Annotated in this window: 19 protein-coding genes and 4 pseudogenes; 11 read left to right on the forward strand and 12 right to left on the reverse strand. The window is 36.4% G+C overall.

All coding sequences use genetic code 11. The features are described 5' to 3' along the window. The first annotated feature begins 60 nt into the window (after window positions 1–60). The gene (locus F6K27_RS19525; protein WP_240038856.1) at window positions 61–426 is read left to right on the forward strand and encodes a hypothetical protein; all 366 of its coding nucleotides are present in this window, start codon (window positions 61–63) and stop codon (window positions 424–426) included. 1,029 nt (window positions 427–1,455) lie between these two features. Here the strand turns inward: F6K27_RS19525 and F6K27_RS19530 are convergent. Continuing rightward, entirely contained in the window at window positions 1,456–1,854 is a 399-nt protein-coding gene (locus F6K27_RS19530) for a hypothetical protein (RefSeq protein WP_124144064.1), read from the reverse strand. Between the two features lie 417 nt (window positions 1,855–2,271). Between F6K27_RS19530 and hslO the strand changes: the two genes are divergently transcribed. Together hslO and F6K27_RS19540 are read left to right on the forward strand one after the other, a co-directional pair. Further along, the gene (gene hslO / locus F6K27_RS19535; RefSeq protein ID WP_287276530.1) at window positions 2,272–3,207 is read left to right on the forward strand and encodes an Hsp33 family molecular chaperone HslO; all 936 of its coding nucleotides are present in this window, start codon (window positions 2,272–2,274) and stop codon (window positions 3,205–3,207) included. Between the two features lie 533 nt (window positions 3,208–3,740). After that, window positions 3,741–5,906 (forward strand): hypothetical protein, encoded by a 2,166-nt coding sequence (locus tag F6K27_RS19540; RefSeq protein ID WP_287276529.1) that lies wholly within the window; start codon window positions 3,741–3,743, stop codon window positions 5,904–5,906. Window positions 5,907–5,985: 79 nt separating this feature from the next. Here F6K27_RS19540 and tnpA read toward each other — a convergent pair. After that, a pseudogene (gene tnpA / locus F6K27_RS19545) lies at window positions 5,986–6,385 on the reverse strand (IS200/IS605 family transposase). A 67-nt stretch (window positions 6,386–6,452) separates the two neighbouring features. On the opposite strand from tnpA, the gene F6K27_RS19550 reads away from it, so the two are divergent. After that, complete coding sequence (locus F6K27_RS19550; RefSeq protein WP_124143834.1) at window positions 6,453–6,710, forward strand: hypothetical protein; 258 nt, start codon at window positions 6,453–6,455, stop codon at window positions 6,708–6,710. A gap of 502 nt (window positions 6,711–7,212) precedes the next feature. After that, the gene (locus F6K27_RS19555) at window positions 7,213–7,356 is read left to right on the forward strand and encodes a hypothetical protein (RefSeq protein ID WP_287276528.1); all 144 of its coding nucleotides are present in this window, start codon (window positions 7,213–7,215) and stop codon (window positions 7,354–7,356) included. Between the two features lie 655 nt (window positions 7,357–8,011). On the opposite strand, the gene F6K27_RS19560 is transcribed toward F6K27_RS19555, so the two are convergent. After that, on the reverse strand, window positions 8,012–8,134 hold the full coding sequence (locus F6K27_RS19560; RefSeq protein ID WP_287276527.1) for a hypothetical protein: 123 nt from the start codon (window positions 8,132–8,134) through the stop codon (window positions 8,012–8,014). A 777-nt stretch (window positions 8,135–8,911) separates the two neighbouring features. Here F6K27_RS19560 and F6K27_RS19565 point away from each other — a divergent pair. The 3 genes from F6K27_RS19565 (at window position 8,912) to F6K27_RS19575 (ending at window position 11,491) form a co-directional block, all read left to right on the forward strand. Then, window positions 8,912–9,634 carry an aldehyde oxygenase (deformylating) gene (locus tag F6K27_RS19565; protein ID WP_287276526.1) on the forward strand — a complete coding sequence of 241 codons (723 nt, stop codon included), beginning with the start codon at window positions 8,912–8,914 and terminating at the stop codon, window positions 9,632–9,634. A 171-nt stretch (window positions 9,635–9,805) separates the two neighbouring features. Next, entirely contained in the window at window positions 9,806–10,825 is a 1,020-nt protein-coding gene (locus F6K27_RS19570) for a long-chain acyl-[acyl-carrier-protein] reductase (protein ID WP_287276525.1), read from the forward strand. Window positions 10,826–11,203: 378 nt separating this feature from the next. Continuing rightward, window positions 11,204–11,491: a hypothetical protein gene (locus tag F6K27_RS19575; RefSeq protein ID WP_287276524.1), complete on the forward strand. Its 288-nt coding sequence runs from the start codon at window positions 11,204–11,206 to the stop codon at window positions 11,489–11,491. A gap of 420 nt (window positions 11,492–11,911) precedes the next feature. Here the strand turns inward: F6K27_RS19575 and F6K27_RS19580 are convergent, their stop codons facing one another. The 9 genes and pseudogenes from F6K27_RS19580 to F6K27_RS33825 form a co-directional block, all read right to left on the reverse strand. Further along, entirely contained in the window at window positions 11,912–12,766 is an 855-nt protein-coding gene (locus F6K27_RS19580) for an ATP-binding protein (RefSeq protein WP_287276523.1), read from the reverse strand. 60 nt (window positions 12,767–12,826) lie between these two features. Further along, window positions 12,827–12,994: a PAS domain-containing protein gene (locus F6K27_RS33805; RefSeq protein WP_353736023.1), complete on the reverse strand. Its 168-nt coding sequence runs from the start codon at window positions 12,992–12,994 to the stop codon at window positions 12,827–12,829. Window positions 12,995–12,996: 2 nt separating this feature from the next. Next, window positions 12,997–13,350 (reverse strand): PAS domain S-box protein, encoded by a 354-nt coding sequence (locus F6K27_RS33810; RefSeq protein ID WP_353736025.1) that lies wholly within the window; start codon window positions 13,348–13,350, stop codon window positions 12,997–12,999. Beyond that, window positions 13,305–13,673, reverse strand: a complete 369-nt coding sequence (locus F6K27_RS19590; RefSeq protein ID WP_287276521.1) for a hypothetical protein — start codon at window positions 13,671–13,673, stop codon at window positions 13,305–13,307. The genes F6K27_RS33810 and F6K27_RS19590 overlap by 46 nt, the downstream gene beginning before the upstream one ends. A gap of 30 nt (window positions 13,674–13,703) precedes the next feature. Further along, a pseudogene (locus F6K27_RS33815) lies at window positions 13,704–13,856 on the reverse strand (PAS domain-containing protein); the annotation flags it as partial. A gap of 165 nt (window positions 13,857–14,021) precedes the next feature. Continuing rightward, the gene (locus tag F6K27_RS19595) at window positions 14,022–14,252 is read right to left on the reverse strand and encodes a hypothetical protein (RefSeq protein WP_287276520.1); all 231 of its coding nucleotides are present in this window, start codon (window positions 14,250–14,252) and stop codon (window positions 14,022–14,024) included. Between the two features lie 19 nt (window positions 14,253–14,271). Continuing rightward, the gene (locus F6K27_RS33820) at window positions 14,272–14,394 is read right to left on the reverse strand and encodes an Hpt domain-containing protein (RefSeq protein ID WP_353736024.1); all 123 of its coding nucleotides are present in this window, start codon (window positions 14,392–14,394) and stop codon (window positions 14,272–14,274) included. Next, window positions 14,360–14,494 carry a hypothetical protein gene (locus F6K27_RS19600; protein ID WP_287276519.1) on the reverse strand — a complete coding sequence of 45 codons (135 nt, stop codon included), beginning with the start codon at window positions 14,492–14,494 and terminating at the stop codon, window positions 14,360–14,362. Before F6K27_RS19600 ends, F6K27_RS33820 begins: the two co-directional genes overlap by 35 nt. Window positions 14,495–14,509: 15 nt before the next feature. After that, window positions 14,510–14,995 (reverse strand): annotated as a pseudogene (locus F6K27_RS33825) (ATP-binding protein). 52 nt (window positions 14,996–15,047) lie between these two features. Here F6K27_RS33825 and F6K27_RS19615 point away from each other — a divergent pair. The 3 genes and pseudogenes from F6K27_RS19615 (at window position 15,048) to F6K27_RS19625 (ending at window position 17,123) form a co-directional block, all read left to right on the forward strand. Further along, a pseudogene (locus F6K27_RS19615) lies at window positions 15,048–16,055 on the forward strand (IS1 family transposase). Continuing rightward, complete coding sequence (locus F6K27_RS19620; protein WP_287276560.1) at window positions 16,052–16,366, forward strand: hypothetical protein; 315 nt, start codon at window positions 16,052–16,054, stop codon at window positions 16,364–16,366. Before F6K27_RS19615 ends, F6K27_RS19620 begins: the two are co-directional and overlap by 4 nt. A 271-nt stretch (window positions 16,367–16,637) precedes the next feature. After that, window positions 16,638–17,123 (forward strand): hypothetical protein, encoded by a 486-nt coding sequence (locus F6K27_RS19625; protein ID WP_287276518.1) that lies wholly within the window; start codon window positions 16,638–16,640, stop codon window positions 17,121–17,123. Window positions 17,124–17,192: the final 69 nt, after the last annotated feature.

Here is a 17,192-nt window from a genome sequence, read left to right on the forward strand (position 1 = left end):
TTTCGGATACAATTTATCAAAGACGATTTTACCAAATTTACTGCTTTAGAAAAAGCAGGTATACGTCAAGCTGAAACTTGTATTATTTTGTGTGATAAAACCCATGGTCGTAGCGATCAAGATGCAGATGCTCGGAAAATTTTAGCAGCTTTAACAGCAGAAAAATTAAATCCAAATGTTTATACCTGTGCTGAATTACTTAACCGTGAATATGGCTCTCACTTAGATATGGGTCATGTCAATGATTATATAGTTAGCCAGGAACAAAGTGGTTTTCTATTAGCTCAAGCTGCTTTGAATAGAGGGTTAATGGGTGTATTTTCAGAATTACTAACTTATGAAAGGGGAAGTCAGTTTTATCGGATAACTATTACTGCTAAATGGATAGGGAAAACTTTTTTAGACTTGTTTATTTATACATATTAAGCAAACTCATAACGCTATTTTAATAGCAGTTTCTCAGCCTCAAGGTAAGTTTTAAATTAATCCTGAACGCTATATTTTTCAGGAAAAATATAATTTAATTGTTATAGCTTCGAGAAAAATAAAATTATAAATTTGATTATTTTAAGCCATTGCTTTTAATTGTTTTTAGCATTAATAGCGGTTGGCGAAAAATAGCTAATATCATATAGCAATCCTAAATAGGTTGCGGGTAATCAAAAAGTAAATAAAAAAACTGAAACTCTTACCTGTTCCCTGTTCCCAGTTAAGTGTTCCCTAAAAAGCAGTAAGATTTTTGACACGAATAAAATAGGATTGCTATATCTCTTTAAATAGGGTTTGCTGAAAAAGTCTTATGGGTGAGGGTAGGAGGACCGAGTCAGGAGGACCGAGTCAGGAGAAATGGGAATTATAGAGGAGGTAGGAGGAAAAATAGTTCCTTGATTTTTCTGCGCAACTATGCGCCTAAAATGCTAATTTTTTGAACCTAAGCGACCTAAAAGCTGGGACTTTTTTCAACTAAAAAATGCTAATACCTTTATATGTAAATGCTTTTAGATTTAATCAGCAAACTCTAAATAACCACTTCGGAAAAATTTAGGGGGTAGGGAGCAGGGAACAATAGGAAATTTGTTTGCTCCCCATGACAAATGGAAAAAATATTCTCTCTCAAGATAAGAACATTTTTATTATGGCTAATTAATGAGACTTGATATAATAACTTAGTACAGCAATCCTGAATAGGTCAAAACCAAATAAAAAATACAGCAGATTTCATATAAGTTAAGGTACACCAATACTGAGCAAGATTCCTGCATTAAAAAAGTATTATTATTAATGTCTTTAACTGTATATATAACGCTACGCATTAAGGTTTTTGACATCAATAGAAGCTGAAACCCTTTTTATTTCCTTATTGCCTATTGCCTATTGCCTGTTGCCTTACGCGTAGCGCTATACTTGCAATTTACTGTAAATGGAAATAATTGCCATATTTTAAGAATTAATAACTTAAAACTTAACAGCTTTTTCTGGTGTAGCTAAAAACTCTCGCAAGCGAACTAAACTAAAAGTCTGACCTAAATTTAGAGGCAACATAGATATTCCTTCTAAACGAGATTGTATCCAACCATCTCCCCAATACCACTCGTGAAATCCATCAATACCTTGACTAAGTAACAACCTCAAACAATTTGACCCTACTACATCAACATAATGTTTAATTTCTACTAGGCCAACCATACTTTTAAACTCTAAACCCTGAGACAATTGTTCTGGTAGTCCAGGAGAAAAGCGTTGAGGCCACAACCATGTTTGTAACTGAGATGAACATAGTAAACTCTCTCTGATCGTAGCTTCAGTAGCTTCAATCTCAATCCGCAAATGGCTTTTTTGGAAAGTACCTAACATAATAATATAGTAATATAATATTTGAATTTATACTTGGTATCTCTTTCTCAAACAAAAATAGAAAATTACAAGCATCTAGGTTAACATTATTTCCCTATAATTAGGGATGAGTGAAGCCAAAATTTGCAGCAAATTTACTTATTTTTATAATTTATTACTAGATATTTTAGCAAAAAATTATTTCTCAAGATAATATTCATCGTAAGTTTTATAACTGAATAATACTATCTATAATATATCATTATATCTAACAACTTAGACTAACACAATAAGCATAAAACTAATACAAAAACTAGGGCATAAATTATATATAACCATTACTTACATCTATAATAAATATCTGACAAACTTAACAGGAATATTCCAACAGAGTTATGATAAAAACAATTAGAATTATTAAGAAATGTAAGGACTTCAATGGCAGATCGACTAATTAGAGCGACAGCAGCAGAAGGTGGCATTCGTGTTGTTGGTGTAATTACCACCCGCTTAACTGAAGAAGCAAGACAACGACATCAACTTTCTTGGGTGGCCTCTGCTGCTCTTGGCCGCACAATGGCTGCTGGACTATTATTAGCTTCTAGCATGAAAACTCCCGAATCAAGAGTCAACATTCGTGTCCAAGGCAATGGTCCTTTAGGAGGAGTTCTTGTGGATGCAGGACTAGATGGAACAGTACGAGGATATGTAGATCACCCTACAATTGAGCTTTCACCAAATCAAATCGGCAAATTGGACGTAGGAAAAGCTGTAGGCAATCAAGGTTTCTTGTATATAGTAAGAGATATAGGTTATGGCTACCCATACTCCAGTACAGTAGAGTTAGTATCTGGAGAAATTGGAGATGATATTGCTCATTACTTAATTATATCAGAACAAACACCATCCGCTTTAGTGCTAGGAGTATTTGTAGATACAGAGGGTATACAAGCAGCAGGAGGACTTTTGTTACAAGTTATGCCCAAAGCAGCCATAGATGAAGAATTAGTTCAAACCTTAGAATCTCGTATAGCCTCCCTCTCAGGGTTTACTCCATTGCTTCGAGCTGGCAAAACATTACCAGAAATTTTGCAACAACTTTTGGGAGACATGGACTTAAATATATTTCCCGAAAGTAAAATAGTTCGTTTTCACTGTGGTTGCTCTTTTGAAAAAGTTTTAGGAGCATTAAAAATGTTTGGTGTTGATGAACTAAAAGATATGATTGAAAAAGACAATGGTGCCCAGGCAGTCTGTGAATTTTGTGGAGAAGTATATCAAGCTAGTAAACAAGACCTGATACAACTAATTGAGGACTTACAACAACCCTTCACAGAAATTCCTGTTGGACAACTACATAAATCATCTTCATAAGTTTATTCTAAGAATTCAGAACACATAGAAATTGATCGTTGTCTTCTGAATTCATAGCTTTATAGAACCAATTTGATACCTTGGTCACAAGAATAAGGGAGGCGTAGGTTCGGCAATGAAAATCAAATGTGAGGGCTAATTTTTCTGTAAAAATTGATGCTTCAGATAATTACGAAAGATAATTACGAATAATAATTATAAATTTATAAATGTTAAATAGGATACATGTTAAATAGGTTTCATATTATTAAATATGGGTTTTCCATATTAGCGATAAAACTAAGTTTTTGTTTTCATTTTTTCAACTGAAAAACTTGTAAAACCTCCTGGTATTAATTGTTTTCTCAAACAATTAATTTTCTGTTCATATTGAGGTTGCATCTTTTCCAAAAATAGTGTATAAATATAAACCGCAGATAATTGAAGCCTAAATTTAATATTTTAGATAAAGGCTTACCCACAGGCTAAACCAACCGGAAAGTCATTAAGCATGAAATATATCTGTTGCTTGCTGTTCGGGATAAGTAGTGTATATGAATGAAAAATACAAAACAATAGACCGTATACGGACACTACGCCAGATGAAGCAAAAAAAACAAACCCAATGGCAACTACCTGAACGTAGGAAAAACCGCGAAGAAAGACTGCAGCAACTTAGATCCAATGGCAGTCAGATACAAACATACAAACATCCGGCCAAACCTTCCACTCTGCAAAAATATTCAGTTTCTCCAATAGAAAAAACTAAGCAAAAAAGCCCAAAATCTGCAAACAATACTTGGCCGATAAAATGGCTATTTTGGATAGCACTATTGGTAATAGTTCCAGCTGGGGCAGGTATAACAGCCATATCAGCCTTATTCAAATTACCTTCTCAGGCAGATTGTGAAGCAAGTTACTGGCCAACCGCATCAGCAAGCAAACGTCTTTATTGTGCTCAGATATTAGCTACTTCTCCCACAGTAGATAGTTTACTTCAAGCAATTAATTTGGTAGATGTTTTATCAAATGACCATCCAATGCGTCCAAATATTGATGTTTACATTGAACAATGGTCTGAAAAAATATTGTCCCTGGGAGATTTAGCTTTTCAAGATGGAAAATTAGAAGAAGCTATTAAAATTGCCCAAAAAGTACCTCAGAAAGTTTCAGCTTATCCAGTTGTCAAAGAACAGATTCAAAATTGGCAACAAACTTGGACTAAAGCTGAAACAACTTATAAGAAAGCTCAAGAACATCTGCGTCAGGAAGAATGGAATCAAGCTTCCATGGAAGCTTCTCGTCTACTGTCAGTACCAAATGTACATTGGGAAACGAAAAAATACCAGGAACTAATTAACGACATCAAAAGAACTCGCCAAGAAGGTGGCAAATTAAACCAAGCACGAGAGAGAGGCCAACAAGGTGGACTAGATAATCTCACCAATGCTGTCAAAAAAGCTCAAGCAATTGGGAAAAATAGCTATCTCTATCAGACCGCTCAAAAGTTGATACTAAATTTGGGCGAACAAATAGCAGATATAGCCTTAGTAGAACTAAATGAAGGAAATTGGCAAGAAGCACTCAAGATAGTTAATAAAGTTCCAGAAAATGATGTCCTAGAGGAAAAAGTAAAAGATATAGAATTATTAGCTCGTGCCCATTCTCCAGCTAATCTGGGTACAATAGTGGGACTAGAAGATGCTATTGCTCAAGCTCAAAAACTCAAAACTGAACGACCTCTTTACAGCAAAGCTCAACAGTTAATTAGTATTTGGCAACAAGAAATTGCAGATGTCAAGATTATAGAAGAAGGAAAAAAACTAGCCCAACCAGGAGGAATTAGCGATTTGAAAGCAGCGATCGCTAAATTGCAGACTGTTCCTCCTTATAACCCCCGTGGACAAGAAGCAACTACTTTGATAGGAAATTGGAGTAGACAACTACAGCAACAAGAAGACCGGCCTTATTTGGAAAAAGCAGAAAAATTAGCAAGTTTTGGCGATATTAGTTCTATACAAGCTGCCATTGATGAAGCAAGTCAAATTGGTAGGGGCAGAACTCTATATGAGGAAGCTCAACAGAAAATCCAAAGGTGGACACAAAGAGTTCAACGTTCTCAAGATCAACCAATTCTTGATAATGCAGAACGCCTAGCATCCTCAGGTAATTTAGAACAGGCAATTATTACAGCACAACAGATTCAACAAGGAAGGGTTCTATATCCCCAAGCTAACTCCAAAATACAACAGTGGCAATCTCAAAAAGAGGCAAAAGAAAGTTTAGAGAATGCTCGTCAAGCAGCAGCAGTAGGTACGGTAGATGGTTATGCTCAAGCTATCAGTTTAGCACAGAAAGTACCCACTTACAGTTCTAGGCAATTGGAAGCTTCCCAGTTGATTAATCAATGGGGTCAACAAATTTTATCGATCGCTATGGACGAAGTTAATCAAAATGTACCACTAGCTATTGAGATTGCTAGAAAAATCCCGGTAAATAGTGTTGCTTATAACTCAGCTCAGAGTCAAATTAGAATTTGGCAAACCTGGCTGAATCCAACTCCAGAATATCAGACTCCAACTCCAGAAGCTGTAGAGTATCAAACTATACCTATACCTCCAGACCAATCTCAACAATTGAGAGAAGAAAATCAAAAGACCATAACAGATGAGAGAGGTAAACCCCTAATATCTGCACCAAAGTTTATGAATAATAATTAACACGGAGGAAGTTCGAGAGCTTGGTAACGCCCTCAATTTAGGCGCGGGGGCGGAAAAACGAACGGCGGTTTCAACCCCCCTAATGAGGGTCGTTGATGTATTCCAAAATCAAGGGCGGTGCTGACTTTTCCAGTAGTATAATAAAAATAACTGTGAGTTCATAAACTAGGCAGCTTGCATAATTCAGAAGACTCTTGTCGCAACAATCGAGAAGACCTGCCTTTTAAAGCTTTGACTATTTTGTGGATTGCCACATCACAGCCATGCTCTACCAATACATGAACATGGTCTGGAGCTATTTCTAATCCTTTGATTAACCAACCTTTTTCTGTGGTCACTTCCCATCAAATTTTGCCTAACCTGGTTTTAACTTCACCCGCTAAAAGCTTTTTGCGCCCTTGAGGTATCCAGACTAAATGGACATGAGCCAAACCGACAGAATAGTTGTTATGACGATATTCTTTTGAAGGATTTTTCATATTGATTAAGTTGACATTTATCGGCATCTTGATGATCATAAAAATATGAGCAAAAAAAACAAAAAACATGGGATGTCAACAAGCTTTACTGCATCCCGTTCAAAACCTATTAGCCATATTAGAATACTTGTGTGGCGAGGCCAATAAGGTATTCAATTGTTCTGTTTATTATGGCCGACTAGTCTGGTTTAAAGAGAATAGATTTGTCACTCAAGGCGAAGTTTGTGGGCAGATGAAATGGAAGGTACATTTTAATGATATCTATGGTTCTAGTTCCCAACAAATATGCAACGGTGTTGTTGAATCTTTGAGAAGTTTTAAATAGCTACTTAAGCTGTTTGGAAAAGATGAATTAGCAAATAAACCCAAGGCTGCTAACTATTGAAAACCTGGTTTATTTACTGTTTATTATTCTAAAAAATCCCTCAAACTTACTGATCAAGAAATTAAAGTTCCATTAGGACGCAAAGTTAAAGCATGGTTTGGATTGGACGCTGTTTAGATTCCGATGTCGAGTAACTTAGACTGGGACTTAATTAAAGAGATTAGGATTTGACCTCGTCATGGTTGTTTCTATACTGAGTTTATCATTTTCTTTGTGGGTTTAATACCCCACCGTCAACGGGGGTGTTCACGCATTACTTGGGGGAGCGAATCCCCATGTAATTTTCCTCCTGTCTCCTGTCTCCTGCCTCCTGTCTCCTTCTTCAATTATGAAATTAAAACTCAACCAGTTAAACTAGATTTCCATCAAGCACTTTCCATTGACCACGGTTTAAACAATTGCTTAACCTGTGTAGAGACTCAGGGCCATAGCTTGATTATTGATGGTAAACATCTCAAGTTCAAAAATCAACGTAATCGTCAGATGGGTGATGGTGTTAACAAAACAGCAAAATTGGTTATTAATCATTGTCTTAAAACATGAAATTGGTACAGTCGTTTTTGGTTGGAATAAAGAGCAAAAATAGTCAATTGAATTGGGAACTAAAACCAATCAAAAGTTTGTACAAGTTCCTAATGCTAGATTCAAAGAAAGAATCGAGGAACTTTGTAACTTATATGGGTTGCAATTTGTAGAACAATCAGGAGTCCTATACCTGGCAATCATCGTTTTTAGGCAATGATGCTCTGCCAAAATACGGTGAAAAACCCGATCACTGGGAACCATCAGGAAAGCGTATTAGGGGAGATTTATATCAATCTGCTTTGGTTGACATCTCCAGGGGTTGAAACACCCTGGATTCTGTGGGAAATCCACCGCAAATGGGACGGGGCGTTTAAAGTGCGGAATTTACTTCCGCACGCAGCCCCTCATAAATCCGCATTTGCTTAAAGCCTGAAGGGCAGACTCCTAAACTCCTCGGCATAGACCGAAATCTAGCTGTGAGTTTACTTTTTTTTGTTAGCTTTCACGAGTGGTTTTACTCGCACTGGTTGGAGCAATCTTCTCGCTGCTTTAGCTGCCTACTTGCTTTGAGCCGTCGTAGGAAGTTAATCCCCCGTCTCCTGTCCACCGGAGTTTCACCGCAAAGTGCGGTCTGGTCATGGCGACAAACCTTGTTCTTACTTGCCATTTCTAGTATAGCAGATTTTTACTTCGCTTTATTACCCGCGTGTCGTTATTCAACCAGCCGTTAAAACGGTCTGGCTAACTTCCTCCCGACGCTTTTTAGGTTTTTTGATTAATTCCGACTGCAATGGTGCTGCAAACATTCTGACAAAAGTATCTCGAAGGCTTAAGCTCAACTTAAGTCAACTAAGTAGAGGCGCATTGACAACGTCTTTAAGAGTTCGATTTTGGGCTACTTAAGAATCTGCGTCTCTTTACAGCGCTTTTCAAATTGATGAACCACATCTTCACAAACAAAACTTTGTAGAGACGTTCCATCGAAAGTTCCTACTGTGGTCTACCCAAATGAAAACCGCTGTAGAGCGCAGAGTGTCAAGGGCCGTTGTAACCAAGATAGTATTAAAGAAATATTGGCCATTATAAAATACGACAACATATAACAGCGGTCAACGTAAATAATAGCCATAAATAACAAAGTGTAATCTAAAATATCAATAGGTAAGCCAAGTAAATATTCACTGTACTTATGAGGTTGACATATTTCCCCGCTTGCCCATAGCACAACATCGAGGGATGCTTCAACTTTCACAGGTAATCCTTGTTCATACACTAGGTGATGTCGCTCCCCTGTATTTTGATAATAATATCGGTCTCTATCTCGTACAACTTTCTCTGACTAAAGTTTGCGGGACTTCTCATTGTTTCTGTTAAAATGGTCAGTGGATTAATGTATAATTTAATTTTGAGTAAGTATTTATACTAAAAACTCAACTAGAATTGACATAAATGGAGGTTCTTACCAAGATTAAGGCCAAATTCACCGAATAAATTACAGTTAGACTAGGCAATTATTCTAGAAAGTAGGTACAGTAAACTATAAGCTAAGTTAAGATAAACCAAATATTTTTCTTTGCCCTGATAAAGCAATTTTTTGATGAGGAGATAACTAACTGATGACAAAGCTTGAAGCAATTTCTACCATAGATTCTCAAAGTGAAACTGACAAAACAATATTTGAAAGTGAAACTTACAAAGATGCCTACAGCCGAATCAATGCAATTGTGATTGAAGGAGAGCAAGAGGCATACGAAAATTATATAAGTCTGGTTGAAATGCTACCAGACCACGAAGAGGAACTCAAGAACCTCTCCAAAATGGAAAATCGTCACAAAAAAGGCTTTCAAGCTTGTGGCCGAAATCTGAAGGTGACACCAGATATGAAATTTGCCAAAAGTTTTTTTGAGCCACTACATACAAACTTCCAAGAAGCAGCAAAAACAGGTAATTTAGTTACTTGTTTGCTAATTCAATCTCTAATTATTGAATGCTTTGCGATCGCAGCCTACAATATCTATATACCAGTTGCCGACACCTTTGCTCGGAAAATTACTGAAGGTGTAGTCAAAGATGAATATACCCACCTCAACTTTGGCGAAGTATGGCTAAAAGAGCATTTTCAAGACTCCAAAGCTGAACTACAGAAAGCAAACCGCCAAAACTTACCCGTAGTATGGAAAATGTTGAACCAGGTGGAAAAAGATGCGAAGACCCTGGGAATGGAAAAAGATGCTTTGGTTGAAGACTTTATGATTGCTTATGGCGAAGCTTTGGACAATATTGGCTTTAAAACTGGAGAAATCATGCGTATGTCAGCTTATGGTCTAGCTGCCGTATAGTTAATTTCAATCAAAATGGAAATTAGGACGAGGAATGAGTAATGGCGTAGCATTTAACAAAAAACTTTTTCATAGTGAAAATATATAGTTGCCAACTGCCATATACCAATTTCTCTCTGATTTCCACACACCATCAACAATAACTAACTTACTAATAATACTTACAATTTAATGTTTGGTCTAATTGGTCATCTAACTAGCTTAGAACACGCCCAATCAGTAGCAAGGGATCTAGGGTATCCAGAATATGCAGATCAAGGTCTTGATTTCTGGTGTAGCGCTCCGCCTCAAATAGTCGATACAATTAAAGTAACAAGTATCACAGGTCAAAAAATTGAAGGCAAGTATGTAGAATCTTGTTTTCTACCGGAAATGCTAGCAGCTCGCCGAATCAAAGCAGCAACTCGCAAAATAATGAATGCTATGGCTCATGCTCAGAAGCATGGTATTGATATAACTGCTTTAGGGGGTTTCTCATCAATTATTTTTGAGAATTTTAACTTGCAAAAATTTCAGCAAATCCGCAATATTACATTAGAATTTAAACGTTTTACTACTGGTAATACTCATACAGCCTATATTCTCTGTCAGCAAGTAGAACAAGCTGCCCAAAAGTTAGGAATCGAATTGTCAAAAGCAACAGTTGCAGTATGCGGGGCAACTGGTGATATTGGTAGTGGAGTCTGTCGTTGGTTGAATACTCAAACAGAAGTGGCAGAATTATTATTGATAGCTCGCGAGCAAGAGCGGCTAAAAAATCTACAAGCGGAATTAGGACGAGGTAAAATTTTAGAATTAAATGCAGCTTTACCTCTGGCAGATGTTATAGTTTGGGTAGCTAGTATGCCCAAGGGTGTAGAAATTTATCCAAATGTTTTGAAGAAACCTTGCTTATTAATTGACGGTGGTTATCCAAAAAACATGGCGACTCAAGTTCAGCAAGAAGGAATCTATGTTCTTAATGGTGGAATAGTAGAACACTCTCTTGATATTGACTGGAAAATTATGAACATTGTCAATATGGATGTGCCTGGTCGTCAGTTGTTTGCCTGTTTTGCAGAGTCAATGCTATTGGAGTTTGAAAAGTTATATACTAATTTTTCTTGGGGACGTAATTTAATTACTGTGGAAAAAATGGAACTAATTGGTCAGTTATCTGTCAAGCATGGATTTAGCCCTCTAATGCTTTGAAGAATGCAGAAGAAATATTTAATTTATTAATTTAGGAACATTTGATTTTCTTCTAGTTCAAAAGTAAAAGAACATGGATAATTGATGTTTTGTAAACAATTAAATGAAGGGCGTTGCTAAATGAATGTATGATTTTTCTAGATTTTATTTTGAATTAAGTGTATAGTTTTCAGCAATCTATTCATATCATACCTATAATCAAAAACGCCCTTTTTTAGTTTTACTTCCTCTCTCCAATACTATAATTAATCCCGAATTAATACAACGCCAAATTTTCACTGGAGCGATCGCTACTATATTTCCGGAATTTCCTCATGGCATGGAGGATCTAACTAAAAGAACCTAGATGATTTTATTCAATGTTTGGAGTGGGAAGATATGTCTAATAATTCTACATCAAAATTTCGTCCAAGAAAACATATTATTTCTCTTGGTTGGTTTAGCTTTATAATGATTAGTAGTTTTACTGGTTTAATTAGAGATGGAAATTTTGGGAGCTTACCAATAAATTTTTTAATTGGTAGTATTCCAGTGGCTATTGGTCATAATCTTGATATTCAGAATCAGAAAAAAGAGCAGAAATTGCTTTTAGCAGAACAGGAAAAACGTAAATTAAAACTAATGGTAGATTTAGCTGTGAGTCAAACCTTGCTGGAAAGAGCGTAAAATTTATAATATAGCAGAAGAAAGAATAAAGAAGGAAGAATAAAGAATAAAGAAAGAAGAGGGAAGAGGGAGGAAAGCTATTTATTGAGCAAGAAAAAAAACTGAAATTTCCTGTAGATATTCACCCTTGGGTTTACACAAACGATTGCCCTCGGACATGATATGACTTGAGAAAGGATAGGAGTTCCTCAAAGATAGTTAGTGAAGGTTTTCCATTTCCCTTACAGCGCTTTTCAGATAGATAAACTACATCGTCATAACCAAAATCCTGTAGGGGCTTTTTGGCCATTTACTAACGTAGAGCTGCCACTTTATATGTTGCGGAGCAAAACGCCCCTACTGTGGTTTATTGAAATGAAATGAAAAGCGCTGTAATTTAAAATCTGGATTTATAGTTGAGAGGATAAAATCTTAAATTAACTACTGTACCCTTGTACCCTTACAACTATCAAAATTAATTTCAGCTTTCAATTGTTTAGAAATAATTTGTACTAATTTTAACCCTAAAGAAGAACTATTTTGCCAATCAAAACCAGGAGGAATACCAATACCATTATCTTTTATTGTAAAATAAACTTTTTCTTGTTGATATTGATATAATTCAATACATATTTCTCCAGATTTATTATTAGGGAAAGCGTGTTTAAGTGAATTAGTCACCAATTCATTAATTAACAAACCACAAGGAATTGCAGTTTCTAAATTAAGAGCGATCGCTTCTACATGAATTATAGGTTTAATTTGACTTTCTCTGTCCCCGTAAGAACAAAACAAATTATCTATCAAAGCATGAATATATTCACTACCGACTAAACCAATTAATTCATCTCCAGAAACCATAGGAATGCACAACAAAGATTGAATTGATTGTGCTGACAATATTCGTTTTTCTCTGCTTGCTTCCAGAGGTAAATTGGAGACTAATGGTATATGTACGACCTCAAATTTATTCAGCTTTTCCATTATCCATGGTAAATAATCTATAGGAAAATTCTGTTGAACTTCAATTTTAGCTTCTGTTTTTGTAGCTCTCCATTGGTGAGTATTACTAACTTGAAGTCGATCGCTACTTATTAAAAACATATAACTACGATCTGCATCTATTAATTCACAAAGCTGTTTTAATGCTATCTGGATACTATTATTAATTTCATTAGGATTTAGCTTGATAAAGCTAGTAGAGATATTCGCAACGAGTTTTTCCAATTCTAGTTGTTGCTTGAGAGTTACTTCTGCTGCTTTGCGATCGCTAATATCTTTGTGAGTGCCAATCATTCTCACTGGTTTACCTATTTCATCTCTGACTACAACTTTACCGTAAACTGCTATCCACTTTCATTCACCAGATTTAGTTTGTAACCGATAGTCAAAAGCATAGATAAATGAACTATCTTCTAAGTGCAAATTTAAAGCATCCATCACCCAAACTTTATCCTCTGGGTGAATTAGCATTTCCCAAGAATTTACATTTTGAGGAATATCATCTGGATCGTAACCCAACATTTCTAACCATCGAACACTATAATAACATTTTCGGTAAAATTTGCTAAAGCTTCCACTACTTTTGGGCGGTCTTCTGGATAGATAGTATCTAGAAAAGAGTGGGGTGATTTGTATAACTCATCACGTTGATAACCCCATATTCTTTCATAACTAGGAGAAATATAAAAAATTTGATTGTTTTGAGGATCGTTTACCCAGAAAACGCTATCGATATTTTCTGCTAGTTGACTAAATATTTCTTGACTTTCTTGTAATGCTGTTTCTATTTCTTTGCGTTCGGTAATATTTAATATTGTCCCGAAAAGTTGTATTACTTTACCTTCTTCATTAAAAATCGGTTTTCCTGTAATTGATATATATTTTTTTTAGCATCTGGGCATAAAATTCGTAGATCGAGTCGGTCGCTTTGGCTTTGATTAATGGCTAAATCAATTGCTTTTTGTATTACTGGCAAATCATCAGAATCAACTAATTTCAAATAATCTTCTATAGCTACAAAAGTCGATTTTTCCTGTATACCCAAAATTTTGTATACTTCTTCTGAGCATATTAATTGACTTGTATTCAAATCATATTCCCAACTGCCTATACCAGCGGTTTTTTCTACTTCTATTAATTTGGCTTGATTATGAAGAATACTTTCTAAACTTTCTTTTTCATCCGTAATATCTCGTACCACTGCATAGATTAAATTTTCTGTTAAAAAAGGAATACTATTCCAAGCTAACCAACGATACGAAGCATCTTTAGTCCGATAACGGTTCTGGAATTTTGTAGCTTTAGCGCCATCAGTAATTTTTTGGACTTCTGCAAGAGTAGTATCCCTATCTGCTGGATGTACAAACTCAATATAAGGTACTATTAATAGTTATTCTGTTGTATAATCTAAAACTCTTGGCCAACTTGAATTAAGCTTTTTAAAATAACCGTCAGTACCAACAATTACTAATAAGTCAAGAGAAATATCAAAAAAGCGATCGCTTTCTCTAGAATTTTTTTTCAGACTTTCATTGATTTGATTAAATGATTATACTAAATCTTCAATTTCTTTAAACCAAACTTTTTTTGAAGTCGAGGATAAATCTTCTTCATTAATAATATTATTTTGAGCTGCTTTTAATAATTTGTATATTGGTTTAGTTATCCAGTGAGAAATTGACATTGGTAAGTAGATAACCAAAGCCATTACGAATAAACATAAAAAGATAGTTATTTTAATTTTGTGATTAATTTGTGGTGCAAATTCCGATCTGGGCATAGCCACTACAATTAACCAATCATCTTGATTTTGACGTTGTGCCTATATTACCTATTGCTTCTAATTGTCCACATAGTTGAGCTAAATTATTCGCTCCTATGGTTAAGCTAAGAGATTTTAGAGCATGAGCAGCATTTCTCAATTTCTGGCATTTGTAAATCTAGTATTGCAATATCAAAAATTTCCCCAGAGCGGAGTAAATTTAAAGCTGTTTCTCCTGACTCCACTGCTGTGACATTCATTCCCCAATATTCTACTTATAGAGTGATAATTTGGCGATTAGTTGCATTATCATCAACTACAAGTACTTGCTTTTCTGTAAGTTCAGGTTGTGATTTTTTGAGCTTAGATTCAGTATTTGTGTTAGTTGCCATTGCCATCATAGTAAAGCGAAATGTAGAACCTCTATCTATTTCAGTTTCCACCCACATCTGGCCACCCATAGCCTCACTTAACCTTTTACTAATAGCTAATCCTAAACCTGTACCTTAATATAGCAATGTGCGCTGGCATATTTACACATTATTTTTTGTACACCTGTTCGCTTACTGCACTTTGAGCTGGACATTGTAAATACCTGAGCGCACATTGCTATAATTCCTGGTCATTGAAGCATCTATTTGACTAAAAGGTTTCAATAATCTTTCTAATCTATCTGTTGGAATTCCGATTCCTGTGTCTTTGACCGCAAATTCAATTTCGTATAGGTTGTCAACAGGTGTGGGATTTCTTTGGTAGTGCATCAGTAAAGTGTGGGAATGGTAATATGAACATTGTCCCTTAATAGTTGAAACGATGATGGAATGTCCTCTCTGTGGTGATCACAAAGTCCACAAGCACGGAAAAAACAGTTAATGTTGCCAACGGTACTATTGTCCCGAATGTCTACAAACTTTTCCTGCGGAATGCTGGGCAAACACGCTCTACTTTCCATACCCTACAGTATCGTCGGCAAATTGAACCAGAAAAAATGCGTATAGTTCTGCAAGCTGATGTTGAGGGTAGTAGTTTAAGAGGAATTAGCCGTACAGTAAATCTATCCTATAATACAGTAGTGAGCTTGGTGAGAGCTGCCTCTCAAAAAGGACAAATGATTCATAATCTTCATGTACGGGCATATCGAAACCTCACAAATCAGTGGAGATGAATTTTGGTATGAATGTCCAAAAAAAGCGAGTGCTAATTGGTGAGGTCTCCCCAGAATGTAAGACGCACTCAAGACACAAAAGCACTGCCAGTTGAATGAACTCAGAGCAGGTGATTGTTGGATCGGGATGACTCAAGGATCCTCAAGTGGATTGATTCTCACAGGGAGAGTTGGTAAGCATACTGACGAATTTATTGAAGAACTGATAGTTAATACAGAAGGTAAAACTAACTGTAGACAATGGCATACCCATGATTGGGGAGGATATGAACGAGCCGGTGCCTCCTGAAATTAAGCATATTATCGGAAGAGACCAGACACAGCAATTAGAGCGAACGAATGGAATTGTCAGACAACACAATGGCCGATGGCATCGCACCCCAGAATAAATTTGCTAAGGTTTGGGAGCAGACATTAATAATAGTGAGATTAGCGTTCGCGGAGCGTGGCGGAGCGCCGTATCGCCTATTTCAATTGGATTTGGATTAATACTCGTAAGGGCAATACAGCAGCACAGAGGGCAGGTTTAGCGTTGGCGTAGCAAGTGTGGCAGCTATATCGCTCCTTGGAACTGGAATGACTTAATTACTTATCCCACGCTTTGCGCTCTGCACTACCGAATTCTCTCGAATTGTTGCCCCAAGAAACTGTATTGAATTCCACAGAGTTTAATGGGCTACTAAATAGATATTTACCATTGTTAGGGTCTCTCCAACGTAAACGTATTTTAGAAGCAGCAGCAATTGCTTTTTATCATCACCAAACTGACTGGCCAGTAATACAAACTCTCATCAGTGATGATGCACCTACCTTCAAGTTACTAACCGATAATTTGGCTTTGTGTTGGGTACATGAGGGACGACATTATAAAAAGTTAACTCCCTTAGTGGGACTTACAGAACTTTTAAGCCCAAATATAGCCCAAACTCTCTTTGTAAGAGGCAAATACGTCACGGTTATTAGTTAACCAATCAAAAAAACGGAAAGACATAGCTGTACGAAAAGCGTACCATTGCATCAGTAAATTTCTTCATTTGAGGTGGGTTTTTCCAACAATCATCAAACTGTCGGCACCACTTTTCAAAGCAAGGAGGCATTGCAGCAGGGGTTGTCTCTTTGATTGCTACCAAGTTCTCCGACGTAAAATCCTTGATTTAGAAGCATTATAGTCTAATTTTGGCAGTTAAGTTGTGTAAGTCCCATTAGTTGATTATCATCAACAACTGCTAGAGCAATTTTTGGATGATTTTTGGGATTATTACCGAGTAGACCTTGCTTATAGAGATGCTCCCACACTTTCAACTGCCAAAAGACTACGCTCTGAATTTTCTCGACTTTTCGCTACTCAGAGTGGTTACCAGCAGTTGGATCAACGAAAACGATTAACTGTTACCAAAATCTCAGAGTTGCTGTTGGTGTTAGAGCATCCAGAATTGCCATTACATAATAACCCGGCGGAGTCTCTTGCTAGGACTATGGTGAGGAGACGCAATATTAGTTATGGAACTCAGACTACTGAAGGGACTGCATCTTGGGATACTTTGATGTCCCTTGTGGCTACTACTCGTAAGTTAGGATTGAGCTTTTTTGAATATGTACGCGATATAGCTGCGACTAGGCTGCGCCAACGCATTTTGAGGACAGGGAATATTCCCTCTCTGGCAACTATAGCAATGAGCGCTGGCATCTTTACATATTACATAAATATTGATAATGTAACATAAAAGTAACTGTATGAGCTGTATTTTTCATAAATTAGGCGATCGCTAAAGGTTAAAGTTTTAAGGATGCGT

This window comes from Okeania sp. SIO2F5 (assembly GCF_010692685.1).
Classification (GTDB): domain Bacteria; phylum Cyanobacteriota; class Cyanobacteriia; order Cyanobacteriales; family Microcoleaceae; genus Okeania; species Okeania hirsuta.

What these genes read in the sequence shown, in the direction of transcription:
- F6K27_RS19540 (WP_287276529.1), top strand. Translation starts at nt 3,741, where the DNA reads ATGAATGAAAAATACAAAACAATAGACCGTATACGGACACTACGCCAG.
- F6K27_RS19555 (WP_287276528.1), top strand. Translation starts at nt 7,213, where the DNA reads ATGGTAAACATCTCAAGTTCAAAAATCAACGTAATCGTCAGATGGGTG.
- F6K27_RS19580 (WP_287276523.1), bottom strand. Translation starts at nt 12,766, where the DNA reads ATGATTGGCACTCACAAAGATATTAGCGATCGCAAAGCAGCAGAAGTA.
- F6K27_RS19595 (WP_287276520.1), bottom strand. Translation starts at nt 14,252, where the DNA reads ATGCCCAGATCGGAATTTGCACCACAAATTAATCACAAAATTAAAATA.
- F6K27_RS19565 (WP_287276526.1), top strand. Translation starts at nt 8,912, where the DNA reads ATGACAAAGCTTGAAGCAATTTCTACCATAGATTCTCAAAGTGAAACT.
- hslO (WP_287276530.1), top strand. Translation starts at nt 2,272, where the DNA reads ATGGCAGATCGACTAATTAGAGCGACAGCAGCAGAAGGTGGCATTCGT.
- F6K27_RS19575 (WP_287276524.1), top strand. Translation starts at nt 11,204, where the DNA reads ATGTCTAATAATTCTACATCAAAATTTCGTCCAAGAAAACATATTATT.
- F6K27_RS19550 (WP_124143834.1), top strand. Translation starts at nt 6,453, where the DNA reads ATGGGATGTCAACAAGCTTTACTGCATCCCGTTCAAAACCTATTAGCC.
- F6K27_RS19530 (WP_124144064.1), bottom strand. Translation starts at nt 1,854, where the DNA reads ATGTTAGGTACTTTCCAAAAAAGCCATTTGCGGATTGAGATTGAAGCT.
- F6K27_RS19570 (WP_287276525.1), top strand. Translation starts at nt 9,806, where the DNA reads ATGTTTGGTCTAATTGGTCATCTAACTAGCTTAGAACACGCCCAATCA.
- F6K27_RS33805 (WP_353736023.1), bottom strand. Translation starts at nt 12,994, where the DNA reads ATGTTGGGTTACGATCCAGATGATATTCCTCAAAATGTAAATTCTTGG.
- F6K27_RS19600 (WP_287276519.1), bottom strand. Translation starts at nt 14,494, where the DNA reads ATGAATGTCACAGCAGTGGAGTCAGGAGAAACAGCTTTAAATTTACTC.